Genomic DNA, 14,006 nt, shown 5'->3' with positions numbered 1-14,006 from the left:
GGGTACGGCGGCGCCGCCCGTGGCGGCCGTGGCGTGTCCGGTGGTGCCGCCCGCCGGCCCCGGGGCCGTGCCGAGCACCGGGCGGGTGCCGTCGGCGCCCGTGACCGGTGTCGAGCCCGTCCCGTACGGGTGCGGCAGCCGCGCCACCACCGCCGCACCCACGAGAGCCATCAGCGGATCCTTCTTGAAGCCCCACAGCTCCACGGCGTTCGGGTCGTACTTCGGCGGGGTCGACGCGGGTGCCCGCGTCACGAGGAACCGCAGATAGCCGTTCTCCAGCCCCGCGCTGGGCAGCCACTCCACGGCTGCCACGTCGCCGAGCGCGAGGGTCCTCGGACCGCCGGACGCCTTGGCGCTCTCCGTCTTCCAGTTCCACTCCAGCCGGATCCGCTCGCCGTCGAACCCGACCGTCCCGTCGCCCGCTCCCACGGTGATCGGCAGGGCGGGCCCCGGCAGCAGATAGCGGTCCGTGGGCCCGGCGGGGACCTGGTCGAGCAGCAGCGCGTTGCGCACCTCGTCCACGAGGTACTCGGCGACGCCCGCTCGGCTGTTCTCCACGGTCAGCCGGTACGGGTCGGAGCCGCCGTCCAGCCGGCCGCCCGTGATCGCCAGCAGCGGATCGGCGCCGTCCCGCAGGCGCAGCCGCAGCCGACCGGACTTGCGGCCCGGCTCGAACGAGATCCCGGCCAACGCTCCCAACGGTACGGCGATTTCACCGAGCGTCCTGCGGAGCAGGCTCACACCCTTGTCGTTGCCCGGCACGATGCGGACCGTCTCGCCGTCGAAGGTCCAGGTGCCGTCCTTCTGGATGATTTCCGCCATGCGGGGATTGTTTCACCGGACCGCCGGTGTCCGGCATTCCGTGGGAATTGGTCTACACCTTGACCGCGAACGGGCCGCCCGGGTCCCATGGGACAGTTCGTTCGCCCGTCGGCGCGCGTGACGTCCGGAACCGCGAGCATCCTCGACCGACACCGCGGGCGCCGTCCGGCACCGCACGTGAGTACCCGTAGTACCCGTCGAAAGTGCCCATCAGCGTCCGTCGAAGGGAAACCTTGTGAGACCTCGTGGCACCCTGCCCCGTCTGTTCGGTTCGCTCCTGCTGGTCGTCGCGGCGGTCGCGTCCGGCGTGGCGGCCGCTCCGGAGCGCGGCTCCACCGGCTCCGGCAACGGCGACGGCAGCCGTGTCGGCAGCCGCGCCGGCACCGGAACCGGATTCGGTACCGCCCTCGCCGCCGCCTCGGCCTCCTCCGCCGGCACCTCCGCCGCCCGCCCGCTCGGCCAGGTCGTCCCCGCTCCCGCCGAGGTCCGGCCGGGCGGCGCGCCGTACGCCCTGAGCGCGCGGACCCGGATCCTGGCCGACAGCCGCGAGGAACGCGGTGTCGCGTCCTACCTGGCCGGGCTGTTGCGGCCCGCCACCGGCTACGCCCTGCCGGTCACCGACCGCCCCGGCGGCCAGGGCATCCGGCTGCGGATCGCCTCGCGCGCCGGGAAGGACGGCCGGGACCTGGGCCGGGAGGGCTACCGGCTGGAGTCGGGGCCCGGCGGCGTCACCCTCACCGCTCGCGCGCCCGCCGGGCTCTTCCACGGCGTACAGACCCTGCGCCAGCTGCTCCCCGCCTCGGTCGAGCGGCGCTCCCCGCAGCCCGGCCCCTGGCGGATCGCCGGTGGCACCATCACCGACACCCCGCGCTACGCCTACCGGGGCGCGATGCTGGACGTCTCCCGGCACTTCCTCACGGTGGACCAGGTCAAGCGCTACATCGACCAGCTCGCGCTCTACAAGATCAACAAACTGCACCTGCACCTCTCCGACGACCAGGGCTGGCGGATCGCGATCGACTCCTGGCCGCGGCTGGCCACGTACGGCGGCTCCACCCAGGTCGGCGGCGGGCCCGGCGGCCACTACACCAAGGCCCAGTACCGCGCCCTCGTGAGCTATGCCGCGTCCCGCCACCTGGAGGTGGTCCCGGAGATCGACATGCCCGGCCACACCAACGCCGCGCTCGCCTCGTACGCCGAGCTGAACTGCGACGGTGTCGCGCCCCCGCTCTACACGGGCACGGCCGTCGGCTTCAGCTCGCTGTGCGCGTCGAAGGAGGTGACGTACGACTTCGTGGACGACGTCGTGCGGGAGCTGGCCGCGCTCACCCCCGGGCGGTACCTGCACATCGGCGGTGACGAGGCGCACGCGACCAGCCACGCCGACTACGTCGCCTTCATGGAGCGCGCCCAGGCCGCCGTGGCGAAGTACGGCAAGACGGTCGTCGGCTGGCACCAGCTGACCGGGGCGACGCCGGCCGAGGGAGCCGTGGCCCAGTACTGGGGCTACGACGCCACGGGCGCCGCCGAGCGCGCGCAGGTCGCGGCCGCGGCGAAGAAGGGGACGCGGCTGATCCTGTCCCCGGCGGACCGCGCGTACCTGGACATGAAGTACGACAAGAACACCGCGCTGGGGCAGGCGTGGGCCGGCTACACCGAGGTGGACCGGTCGTACGACTGGAACCCGGCCACCTATCTGGCGGACGCCGGAGTGCCCGAGGACGCCGTGCTCGGCGTCGAGGCACCGCTGTGGACCGAGACACTGGCGACGAGCGACCAGCTCGAGTCCATGGCCTTCCCGCGGCTGCCCGGTATCGCGGAGCTGGGATGGTCGCCCGCCGCCACCCACGGCTGGGAGGGGTACCGGAGCCGGCTGGCGGCCCAGGGGCCGCGGATGACGGCGCTCGGGATCGACTACTACCGCTCACCACTGGTGCCGTGGCCTGCCGGGAACGGGGCCGGGCACGGGGTCGGGGCCGGCGACGAGTGACGCGTATGGGCGGGCGCCGCGGGTGCTGCCACACCCACGGCGCCCGCCCGCTGGGGATCCCCGGTTCCTCTCGCGTCCGTTATGTGCGGTGCGTCTGTTACGTCCGTGCCGCGAACGGTGCGATCGGGTTCTCCAGCGTTCCCGCGAACTGGAGACCGCCCGCCGGGTCCTGGAGGTCGACCATCTGCTTGTTGTCACGCAACTGGATCCGGTTCAGGCAGGAATGCGCGAACTCCTCGGCGAAGAGGTCGTACTGCCGGAACTTGTCGGCCAGTTCGGGCACCGAGTCCTGGTAGGCGTGGACGCGGTCCGCCACCGTGCGCCAGAAGGTCTCCTCGTCCAGCACCCCCTCCGAGACCAGCGACACGCTCAGGAAGCGGAGGAAGCAGTCGAAGACGTCGGTGAAGATCGACAGCGCCTTCTTGTCCTCCGGCACGTCCACGCGGATCCGTTCCACCGCCGGGGGCAGGACGGCGTGCGGGTCCATCACCGCGATCTCCTCGGCGATGTCCTTGAAGATCGTCCGCTTGACGACCCCGTCCTCCAGGACGAGGATCACGTTCTCGCCGTGCGGCATGAACACCAGGTCGTACGCGAAGAACGTGTGCAGCACGGGCACCAGGTACGCGTCCAGGTAGCGGCGCAGCCAGTCGGCGGGCGCCAGCCCCGACTCGGCGATCAGCGCGCCCGCGAGGGACGCGCCGTCGCGGTCGGTGTGCAGCAGCGACGCCATGGTGGCGAGCCTCTCCCGGCCCCGGAGCGAGGGCACCGGGCTCTCCCGCCAGAGCGCGGCCAGCATTTTCAGGTACGGGGAGCCCTTGGCGGTGACCGCCTCGTACTGGCGGTGGTGGTAGCCGACCGCCGCCCGCTCCCGGATGATCGAGAAGCGGGCCGCGCGCAGCCGCTCGTCGCTCTCGACCAGCCCCGCGAGCCAGTCGTTGATGGCCGGGGTCGCCTCCATGTACGCGGCGGAGAGCCCGCGCGTGAAGCCCATGTTGAGGACGGAGAGAGCGGTCTTGACGTAGTGCTTGGCCGGGGCGCTCGTGTTGAAGAACGTACGGATCGACTGCTGGGCCAGGTACGCGTCCTCGCCCTCGCCCACGCAGACCAGGTGCCGCTGTGCCAGTTCGGCGGCGAAGGTGACGGACAGTTTGTTCCACCACTGCCAGGGGTGCACCGGGATCAGGAGATAGTCGTCCGGGTCCAGCCCCTGGCCGCGCAGGACCCCGTCGAACCGCTCCCGCGTGGCGGCCGGCAGCTCCTCGCCGATCAGGGAGGCGTAGTCGAGCCCGGCGCCCACGCTGAAGGTGGCCCGGTCCCGGCGGGCCGCGAGCCAGACCAGCCGGACGTGCCGCGCCGCCTCGGGGGCGTACGCGCGGTACTCGTCCACGCCGAACCCGAGCCGGCCGTTGTTGGCGACGAAGCAGGGGTGGCCCTCGGTCATCCCGGTCTCGATCTCCTGGAAGCCGGCGGTGGCCAGCTCGGCGGAGGACACCGGCTTCTTGGTGAGTTTGTAGGCCGTGCCCGCGAGGGTGGAGGAGATCTCCTCCAGGTACACGGGCAGCACCTCGGCGGACAGCCCGAGCGCGCCGCGCAGCTCGATGAAGAATTCCAGCGGATCCAGCGGGAGTTCGGCGCCGTCGACGGCGCGGAAGCGCCGGACGGAGTCGGCGGAGACCTGCCAGTGCTCCAGGGCGAACCGCCGCGCGGTGAAGCGGTACTCGACGTCCTCGGCGTCAGTGAGCACCCGGTAGCGGCCCCCGCCCAGCGGTTCGGGTGTCAGCAGGCGCTCGTGCGAGAACTCCGCGAGGGCTTTGCGGATGAGCAGCCGTCCCGCCCGGTCCCAGAGATCCGGGGTCAGGTGGGAGACGCTCGCGGTGATGTCGGGGGACCGGCCGGTGGTGCTCGCCGGGCTCGCCGGACTCATCGGGCTCGCCGGGCTCGCGGGACTCATCGGGCTCATCTGACTCATCTGACTCATCGGGTGACTCCTTGCGCGGCTGATTGCGTGGCCGATCGTGCGTCCGCCGACGCCGCCCGGAACATCTCGCGGGTGCATTCGCTGAGGTACGCGTCCTTCTCCGGTTTCGCGATCCTCTCCACGATCCGGAAGCCGACGGCCTCGTTCAGCGCGTGCACGGAGGTGTTGCGGACGTCCGGCTCGACGACCACCCGCCGTACCGACGGGTCGTCGAACAGCAGCTCCATCACCGTGGTGATCACGGCCCGGGTGAAGCCGTGCAGCCGCTCACCGGCGGCGACGGGGGCCACCAGGAAGTGCATGCCGATGTCGCCCGGCAGCGCGTCGTACAGACCCTTCAGCTCCACCTCGGCCGGGTCGTACCGCTCGATCAGGAAGGCCGGCCGGCCCTGGTGCAGCCCGATGAAGGCGTCGTGGTCGTCGGCCGCCGCGATCGCCATGTACTCCCGCTCGACATCGGTCAGCGTGGCGCCCTGCATCAGCCAGAAGGCCGCCCTGGGGTGCGTGACCCAGCTGTGCAGCAGTTCGGCGTCGGCGATCGGGTCGACGGGGCGCACCTCGAAGAGGCCGAGCCGTTCGTCGGTGCGCGAGAAGATGATCTCGCCGGTGCGCTCGCTCATACGGCCGTGCCTTCCGGGGCCGCGAAGTCCTGGAACGCGATGGACTTCTCGATCGGGTAGTACGCCCGTCCCAGCAGCTCCCGGATGATGTACGCGTTGCGGTACGGGCCCATCCCCAGGTCGGGGGAGGTGACGCTGTGCGTGTGCACGGCCGCGTTCTGGAGGAAGATCCCGCGCCCGGTGGTGTCGATGCTGTAGTTGCGGGCCACGTCGAACCCGCCCTGCCCGTCCCGGCGGATCCGGCCTTCCACGGGCGCCAGGAACTCGGGGGCGACGTACCGGTAGCCGGTGGCGAGGACCAGCCCCTGTGTCGCGAGCGAGAAGTCGCGTCCCTGCTCCTCCTGGCGCAGCCCGAGGGTGTATGTCCCGTTCCCGTTTCCGTCACACGCGGGCTCCTCGTACGTGGCGGACACCAGGGCCGTGTTGGCCAGCAGCCGCGTGGGCACGGGACCGTTCAGGTTCTTCCGGTAGAGCAGGTCGAAGATCTCGTTGATCAGGGCCGAGTCGATGCCCTTGAACAGGTTCTTCTGCTCCGACTCCAGCCGGTAGCGGGTCGTCTCCGGCAGCGCGTGGAAGTAGTCGACGTACTCCGGAGAGGTCATCTCCAGCGTGAGCTTGGTGTATTCGAGGGGGAAGAAGCGCGGGGAGCGGGTGACCCAGTTGAGCCGGTAGCCGTGCGTGTCGATCTCGGAGAGCAGGTCGTGGTAGATCTCCGCGGCGCTCTGCCCGCTGCCGACGATCGTGATCGACTCCTTGGCCTGGAGGGCGGCTTTCCCTTCCAGATAGCGGGAGTTGTGCAGCACGTCGCCGCCGAGGCCCCGGCACGGCTCCGGGACGTAGGGCGGGGTGCCGGTGCCCAGTACGAGGTGACGGGCGCGGTAGGTCTCGCCGTTCCCGGTGCGGACGGCGTACAGCTCGGTGTCCTCCTCGTACGAGACCGAGGTCACCGTCCGGCCGAAGCGGACGGAGGACAGCCGGGCGGCGGCCCAGCGGCAGTAGTCGTTGTACTCGGTGCGCAGGGGATAGAAGTTCTCGCGGATGTAGAACGAGTACAGCCGTCCGGACGCCTTGAGGTAGTTGAGGAAGGAGTACGGGGAGGTCGGGTCGGCCAGGGTGACCAGGTCGGAGAGGAACGGCGTCTGGAGGTGGGCGCCGTCGAGGAACATCCCCGAGTGCCAGTCGAAGTCCGGTTTGGACTCCAGGAAGATCCCGTCGAGGCCGGGTATGGGCTCGGTCAGGCAGGCGAGGCCGAGGTTGAAGGGGCCGAGTCCGATGCCGATGAAGTCGTACGCGCCGCTCGGGCCGCCGTCCGGGCCGCCGTCCGGGCCTGCGCTCAGGCCGGCGCTCGGGCCGGCGTCTTCACGAGGGCCGGGACGTTGGGAGCGCGCGAGGGGTACGGAGCGCTCAGGACGCGTGGACAAGGTTCTCTCCCAGGTACTGCTCGGCGTGGCCGGCGATCAGATCGAGCACGGCGGAGATGTCCCGCACGGTGGTCTCGGGGTTGAGGAGGGTGAATTTGAGGTACTGGCGGCCGTTCACGGACGTACCTGCCACGACGGCCTCGCCGGAGGCGAACAGCGCCTTGCGCGCGTGCAGGTTGGCCCGGTCGATCAGCGTCGGGCCCGTGACGCGCTCGGGGATGTAGCGGAAGACGAGCGTGGAGAGGCTGGGGCGTACGACGACGTCGAAGCGCGGGTCGGCGGCGAGCAGCTCCCAGCCCTCGGCCGCCAGGTCGCAGACCTCGTCGAAGAGCTCGCCGATGCCGTCGGCGCCCATGACGCGCAGGGTCATCCACAGTTTGAGGGCGTCGAAACGGCGGGTGGTCTGGAGGGATTTGTCGACCTGGTTGGGGATGCGCTCCTCTACCGTCCGGCGGGGGTTGAGGTAGTCCGCGTGGTAGGTGGCGTGGCGCAGCGTGGCCCGGTCCCGTACCAGCACGGCCGAGGAGCTGACCGGCTGGAAGAAGGACTTGTGGTAGTCGACGGTGACGGAGTCGGCGTGCTCGATGCCGTCGAGGAGCGTGCGGCGGGTGGTGGAGGCCAGCAGTCCGCATCCGTAGGCGGCGTCCACGTGCAGCCAGACGCCGTACTGCGCGCACAGGGCGGCGACCTCCGGCAGCGGGTCGATGGAACCGAAGTCCGTGGTGCCGGCGGTGGCGACCACGGCCATCGGGGTCAGGCCCTCGTCCCGGCAGCGCGCCAGCTCGGCGGCCAGGGCTACGGTCCGCATGCGCTTGTCGCGGTCACAGGGGACGGAGACCACGGCGTCGGGGCCCAGGCCCAGCAGGGTCGCCGACTTCTCGACGCTGAAGTGGCCGCACTCGGAGGCGAAGACGCGCAGATTCGCCGGCTCGTCGGTTTTGGCCTCCTCGCGGGCGAGCAGCAGGGCCTGGAGGTTGGACTGCGTACCGCCGCTGGTGAACACTCCGTCGGCGGACGCGCCGAGTCCGATGCGGCCGACGGTCCAGTCGATCAGCCGGCGTTCTATCAGGGTGCCCCCGGCGCTCTGGTCCCAGGTGTCGAGGGAGGAGTTGACGGCGGAGAGCACGGCCTCACCGACCACGGCCGGGATGACGACCGGGCAGTTGAGGTGGGCGAGGTAACGGGGGTGGTGGAAGTAGACGGCGTCCCGCAGGTAGACCTCCTCCAGCTCGTCGAGCGCGGCCGAGGCGTCACCGAGCGGGCGGTCCAGATCGACGGCGGACACCAGCGGTGCCAGGGTGTCCGGCGTCGCTCCGGTGAACGGCTTTCTGATCGAGGTCAGTTTCGCCGCCACCCGCTCGACTCCTTCGATGACGGAGCGCCGGTAGCGCTCCGCCGTGGCGTCGTTGAGCAGGTGCGCACGCATACGGGTTCCTCCCGGGAGTGAGGTCGATGAAGTTAGGTTAGCCTAACCTAACTGAAGGGCCAATGTGGCGACCCGTCAGTTCCCTCTCCCGGTGTGGACCGGTCCCGGTGTGGACCGGTCCTGGCGTTCCCCCTTGCGCGGACCGGGTCGCCGCCGTGGCGGCGTCCGGGGCGCGGGTGCTCGCCGTCTACGCCGTTGCCCTCGTCGCCTCCTCCCGCAACTGCTCCTCGCACAGCCCGCGTCGCCAGTAGCCGACGAAGGTGACCCGGCGCCGGTCCAGTCCTCGCTCGTGCACCAGGTGGCGGCGCAGAGCCTTGACGGTCCCCGACTCGCCGGCGATCCAGGCGTACGGCGCGCTGCCGCGCGGCTCGGCGGCCCGGATCGCGTCGAGCGCGGCGGGCGCGCCCTCCTCCCGGACCAGCCAGGTGATCCGGGCGTCCGCGGCGGTGCGCAGGGGCTGTCGGTCGCCACCGCGCGGCACTTCCAGCCAGACATCGGCCCGCATGCCGGAGGGGAGCCATTCGAGAATCGCGGAGGCCGCGGGGAGGGCGGTCTCGTCGGCCCAGATCAGGACGGAGTCGGCATCGGCCGGCGGCCGGAAGCGGACGGCCGTGTTGTCCTCGACGGCCGGTCCGAGGACCAGTACCCGGTCGCCCGGCGCGGCCCGCCCCGCCCAGCGGCAGGCGGGTCCGCCGTCGGCGTGCAGGGCGAAGTCGATGTCGGCCTCGTCGGGGTTCCGGCGCTGTTCCCGCACGGTGTACGAGCGCATCACGGCCCGTATGCCGTCCGGCATCGCCCGCCAGGCGGCCCACCATCCGTCGCCGTGCTCGACCGGGACGACGGGCTCGCTCTGGCCGGGGTGGGGGAGGAACAGCGACAGGCTCTGGTCGCGGCCCCCGGCGGCGAAGCCGGCGAGGTCCTCGCCCCCGAAGGTGACGCGGACCATGGACGGGCTGACGCGCCGCGTCCTGACGACCTGAAGGGAGAAGAAGCGGAACGGGGCGGCCATGGCCGTCGTCATGGGGTCGGCTCACCTTCTTCGGGGGGCAGCGATGGCAAAGGTAGGTTAGCCTAACCTACCTATCTGCGACCCTGGGGGCTCTGGACTGCCGCGCGTGCACGCCACTCGTGTGCTCCGCCGCGCGTCCGCCCCACCGCGCGTCCGCCCCACCTCGGGTGTGCCCCACCTCGGGTGTGCCCCGCCGCGCGTCGCACCGGCGGTCGGGCGGGCGGATGCGGCCGGCGTCCGGGCGATCGGATACCGGCCGTGAGCGCGCGGCTTCGGGCGTGTCAGCTCGTCAGACCGAGCTCCCGCGCGATCAGCATCCGCTGCACCTCGCTCGTCCCCTCGCCGATCTCCAGGATCTTGGAGTCCCGCCACATGCGGGCGACCGGATACTCGTTCATGAAGCCGTAGCCACCATGGATCTGGGTGGCTTCCCGCGCGTTGTCCACGGCGACCGTCGACGAGTACAGCTTCGCCAGCGCCGCCTCCTTCTTGAACGGCTCACCGCGGGTGAGCCGCGAGGCCGCGTCCCGCCAGCCGACCCGCGCCATGTGCGCGCGCATCTCCATGTCGGCGATCTTGAACTGGATGGCCTGGTTGGCCGCGATGGGCCGGCCGAAGGCGTGCCGCTCCTTCGCGTACGCCACCGACTCGTCCACGCATCCCTGGGCCAGCCCGGTCGCCAGCGCGGAGATCGCGATCCGCCCCTCGTCGAGGATGCGCAGGAACTGGGCGTATCCGCGGCCCTCCTCGCCGAGCAGGTTCGCGACCGGCACCCGCACGTCGGAGAAGGACAGCTCGCGGGTGTCCGACGCGTTCCACCCCACCTTCGAGTACGGGGCCGCGACCGTGAACCCGGGGGTGCCCGAAGGCACGATGATCGCGGAGATCTCCGGGTGTCCGTCCTTCCGGCGGCCCGTGACGGCGGTCACCGTGACCAGTCCGGTGATGTCCGTTCCCGAGTTGGTGATGAAGCACTTGCTGCCGTTGATCACCCACTCGTCGCCGTCCCGGACGGCCGTCGTACGCGTACCGGCCGCGTCCGAGCCGCCGTCCGGCTCGGTCAGCCCGAACGCGCCCAGCATCTCGCCCGCGCACAGGGGCGGCAGCCATGTGCGCTTCTGCTCCTCCGTGCCGAAGCGGAAGACGGGCATGGCGCCCAGGGAGACCCCGGCCTCCAGGGTGATCGCCACGGAGGAGTCGACCCGGGCCAGCTCCTCCAGGGCGATCCCCAGGGCGAGATAGTCACCGCCCATGCCCCCGTACTCCTCGGGGAAGGGCAGCCCGAACAGGCCCATCCGGCCCATCTCCCGCACGATCTCGTACGGGAATTCATGCCGCTCGTAGAAGTCGCCGATCTTGGGAGCCACGACCTCGTGGGCGAACTCCTCGACCGTGCGGCGCAGTTCTTCGTGCTCCGCGGAGAGCCGGTGGTCCAGGGACATCGGTGCGTCACTCCTTGTGGGAGAGGGCGGTGACGGTACGTGAGGGGCTGGGGCGGCCCAGCCGGTCGGCCAGCCAGACGCTGGTGGCGGTGAGCCGGCCGAGGTCGACACCGGTTTCCACACCGAGGCCGTCGAGCATCCACACGAGGTCTTCGGTGGCGAGGTTCCCGGTCGCGCTCTTGGCGAACGGGCAGCCGCCGAGGCCGCCCGCCGAGGAGTCCACGGTGGTCACGCCGTGCTGGAGCGCGGCGAGGGTGTTGGCGAGTGCCTGGCCGTAGGTGTCGTGGAAGTGCACCCCGAGGGCATTGGTCGGCACGCCCTCCTCGTTCAGCTCGGACAGGAGGGTCTGCACATGCCCGGGAGTGGCCACACCGATCGTGTCGCCGAGGCTCAGCTCGTCACAGCCGAGGTCCAGCAGTGCCTTGGCGACCCGCACCACCTGGTGGATGGGAACGGGGCCCTCCCAGGGGTCGCCGAAGCACATGGACAGATAACCGCGTACGTGCATGCGGTCCTCGCGGGCGCGGGCGACGACCGGCGCGAACATGGCCAGCGATTCGTCCACGGTCCGGTTGAGATTGGCCTTGGCGAAGGATTCGGTGGCGCTGGCGAACACGGCGATCCGGCGGACGCCGAGGGCCATGGCGCGCTCCAGCCCGCGCGCGTTCGGCACGAGCACGGGCAGCGCGACGCCCTTCAGGTCGTCGAGCAGCGGGAACAGCCGCTCGGCGTCGGCCAGCTGGGGCACCCGGTCGGGGCGTACGAGGCTGGTCGCCTCGATCGTGGTCAGCCCGGCGTGCGCGAGCCGGTGGATGAACTCGGACTTGACCTCGGTGGGTACGACGGTCTTCTCGTTCTGCAGGCCGTCGCGGGCACCCACCTCATGGATCCGGATCCGGGGCGGCAGTTCCTGCTCGGGGACGGCCATGGGCAGTCCGGCGGTCATGACTCCTCCTTCCGCGGGCTCGGGTCCTCCCGCGAGCCCGCGTGCGGCACGACGGGTGTGAGCGCGCCCTCGGCGGTCGGGGCACGGTCGGCGACGGGGGCACTCTCGGCGGCAGCGGCAGCGGCAGCGGCAGCGGCAGCTTCAGGGACAGGGGCAGCTGCGGTGGCGGTGGCGGTGGCGGTGGCGGTGGCAGGTTCGGAGGTGGGGGCCTGCTCGGCGGTGGGTGCGACGGCCGCCAGTATCTGGTCCATGGCGACGGTGGTGCCGGGAGTGACGTCCAGTTCGGTGACAACGCCCGCGTGCGGCGCGGAGATGACGTGCTCCATCTTCATCGCCTCCACGACGAGCAGGCTCTGCCCGGCCGTGACCTCGTCCCCGACAGCCACCTTGACGACGGTGACGGTGCCGGGCATGGGCGCGGTCAGGGCGTCCACACCGCCCGCCCCGGCGGCCGACCGCAGGGCGTCCGCCACCGGATCGTGGTCCCGTACGTCCCAGCTGTCGCCGTCCCGGCCCAGCCACACGCCCTCCGGCCCCGGCACGTGGGCGAAGGCATGGGTGAGGCCGTCCCACTCGACGGTCACGTCCGCCGGGCCCGTGCGCAGGAGACGGGCGGGGACGGCCGGGCCGCCGTCGAGCCGGACCTCGGCGTCCACCGCGCCGCCGCGCAACCGGACCGTCACGGGATCGTGCCCGGGCACGCGCGCGTGGTGGACGGTCCAGGCGGGCTCCCCGCCGAGCCGCCAGCCGCTGGGCACGGAGAACGGATCGACCCAGCGCCGCGCCGCGTCGGACGGCTCCGCCGGACCACGGCCGGGGCGCCCGCCCACCGCGCCGGAAGCCGCCGCCTGGCGCAGCAACGCCGCCGCCACGTACACCTCCGGCGGGACCTCCCCGGGGACCAGCGTGTCCGCCTCGCGCTCCACCAGGCCGGTGTCGAGGTCGCCCGCGGCCACGGACGGATGAGCCAGCAGGCGGCGCAGGAAACCGGCGTTCGTCGGGACGCCGAGCGTGACCGTCTCCGCGAGCGCGGCGCACAGCCGGCGCAGGGCCGTGGCGCGGTCCGGGCCGTGCGCGATGACCTTGGCCAGCATCGGGTCGTACGCACTGCCGACCGCCGCGCCCTCGACGAGGCCCGAGTCCGTCCGTACGCCGACACCCCGCGGCTCACGCAGCCTCAGCACCGTTCCCCCCGAGGGGAGGAAACCGCGGGCGGGATCCTCCGCGCACAGGCGCGCCTCCACCGCGTGGCCCGTGAGGGCGATGTCGTCCTGTCCGAAGGGCAGCGCCTCGCCGGAAGCGACCCGCAGCTGCCACTCCACCAGGTCGAGACCGGGCGCCCCGGCCAGGGACACCACCAGCTCCGTGACCGGGTGTTCGACCTGGAGGCGGGTGTTCATCTCCATGAAGAAATATGACGCCGGGGCGTCGCCGGGGACGATGAACTCGACCGTGCCCGCGCCCGTGTATCCGCACGAGCGGGCCGCCCGCACCGCCGCCGCGCCCATTGCCGTGCGGGTCGCCTCGTCCAGCAGGACGGACGGCGCCTCCTCGATGATCTTCTGGTGGCGGCGCTGGAGCGAGCACTCCCGCTCTCCCAGGTGCACCACGTTCCCGTGGGTGTCCGCCAGGACCTGGATCTCGATGTGGCGCGGCCGGTCCACCCAGCGCTCCACCAGGAGCGTGTCGTCCCCGAAGGAGGATCGCGCCTCCCGCCGGGCCGCCGCGATCTCCTCCGCGAGCGCCGCCTCCGCGCGCACCAGCCGCATGCCCTTGCCGCCACCGCCCGCCGAGGGTTTCAGCAGCACCGGCATGCCGATCTCGGCCGCGGCGCGGGCCAGTTCCGCGTCGGTGAGACCACTGCCCGAGGACCCCGGGACGACCGGGACGCCGGCCGCGCGCACCGTCTCCTTGGCCCGGATCTTGTCGCCCATCAGCTCCACGGCGGGGGCGGGCGGGCCGATGAAGACCAGTCCCGCGTCCGCGCAGGCCCGCGCGAACGCCGCGTTCTCCGCGAGGAAGCCGTAGCCCGGATGGATCGCCTGCGCGCCGGTGCGCACGGCGGCGGCCAGCAGCCGGTCGGCCGAGAGATAGCTCTCCGCTGCCGCCGCCGGGCCGATGCGGACCGCGGTGTCGGCCTCCCGGACATGCCGGGCGTCCGCGTCCGCGTCGCTGAACACCGCGACCGAGCGCACACCGAGGGCGCGCAGCGTGCGGATGACGCGGACCGCGATCTCGCCCCGGTTGGCGATCAGAACCGTGTCGAACATGCCCACCTTCCCTCTTCCGCTCCCTCGATCGGTTCCGCTTCCACAGCCGGCACCCGCGTTCCGTTCATCGGTGACGACC

The 14,006-nt window shown here is 71.9% G+C and carries 8 protein-coding genes and 2 pseudogenes; 1 reads left to right on the top strand and 9 read right to left on the bottom strand.

Features of this window, described 5'->3' with window-relative positions:
• Nucleotides 1–126: 126 nt before the first annotated feature.
• Nucleotides 127–822: pseudogene (locus tag IG02_RS43900) on the bottom strand (DUF4429 domain-containing protein); the annotation flags it as partial.
• A 235-nt stretch (nucleotides 823–1,057) separates the two neighbouring features.
• Here IG02_RS43900 and IG02_RS0117900 point away from each other — a divergent pair.
• Complete coding sequence (locus IG02_RS0117900; protein ID WP_051765221.1) at nucleotides 1,058–2,812, top strand: beta-N-acetylhexosaminidase; 1,755 nt, start codon at nucleotides 1,058–1,060, stop codon at nucleotides 2,810–2,812.
• A gap of 97 nt (nucleotides 2,813–2,909) precedes the next feature.
• Here IG02_RS0117900 and IG02_RS0117895 read toward each other — a convergent pair whose 3' ends face one another.
• From IG02_RS0117895 to IG02_RS0117860, 8 genes and pseudogenes are all read right to left on the bottom strand, one after another.
• Nucleotides 2,910–4,739 carry an IucA/IucC family protein gene (locus IG02_RS0117895; protein WP_051765219.1) on the bottom strand — a complete coding sequence of 610 codons (1,830 nt, stop codon included), beginning with the start codon at nucleotides 4,737–4,739 and terminating at the stop codon, nucleotides 2,910–2,912.
• A 50-nt stretch (nucleotides 4,740–4,789) separates the two neighbouring features.
• Nucleotides 4,790–5,413: a GNAT family N-acetyltransferase gene (locus IG02_RS0117890; protein WP_051765218.1), complete on the bottom strand. Its 624-nt coding sequence runs from the start codon at nucleotides 5,411–5,413 to the stop codon at nucleotides 4,790–4,792.
• On the bottom strand, nucleotides 5,410–6,750 hold the full coding sequence (locus tag IG02_RS0117885) for a lysine N(6)-hydroxylase/L-ornithine N(5)-oxygenase family protein (protein WP_051765291.1): 1,341 nt from the start codon (nucleotides 6,748–6,750) through the stop codon (nucleotides 5,410–5,412). The genes IG02_RS0117890 and IG02_RS0117885 overlap by 4 nt, the downstream gene beginning before the upstream one ends.
• Before the next feature lie 67 nt (nucleotides 6,751–6,817).
• Nucleotides 6,818–8,260: a pyridoxal phosphate-dependent decarboxylase family protein gene (locus IG02_RS0117880; RefSeq protein ID WP_030748478.1), complete on the bottom strand. Its 1,443-nt coding sequence runs from the start codon at nucleotides 8,258–8,260 to the stop codon at nucleotides 6,818–6,820.
• A gap of 187 nt (nucleotides 8,261–8,447) precedes the next feature.
• A complete protein-coding gene (locus IG02_RS0117875; protein WP_030748475.1) occupies nucleotides 8,448–9,281 on the bottom strand; it encodes a siderophore-interacting protein in 834 nt (277 codons plus the stop codon).
• 269 nt (nucleotides 9,282–9,550) lie between these two features.
• Nucleotides 9,551–10,711: an acyl-CoA dehydrogenase family protein gene (locus IG02_RS0117870; RefSeq protein ID WP_030748471.1), complete on the bottom strand. Its 1,161-nt coding sequence runs from the start codon at nucleotides 10,709–10,711 to the stop codon at nucleotides 9,551–9,553.
• Between the two features lie 7 nt (nucleotides 10,712–10,718).
• Entirely contained in the window at nucleotides 10,719–11,657 is a 939-nt protein-coding gene (locus tag IG02_RS0117865; protein WP_030748468.1) for a hydroxymethylglutaryl-CoA lyase, read from the bottom strand.
• 221 nt (nucleotides 11,658–11,878) lie between these two features.
• A pseudogene (locus IG02_RS0117860) lies at nucleotides 11,879–13,927 on the bottom strand (acetyl/propionyl/methylcrotonyl-CoA carboxylase subunit alpha); the annotation flags it as partial.
• Between the last annotated feature and the right edge of the window lie 79 nt (nucleotides 13,928–14,006).

The organism is Streptomyces sp. NRRL F-5135 (genome assembly GCF_000719775.1).
GTDB classification, from domain to species: Bacteria; Actinomycetota; Actinomycetes; order Streptomycetales; family Streptomycetaceae; genus Streptomyces; species Streptomyces hebeiensis.
This window is presented reverse-complemented; position numbering and strand designations above follow the sequence as displayed.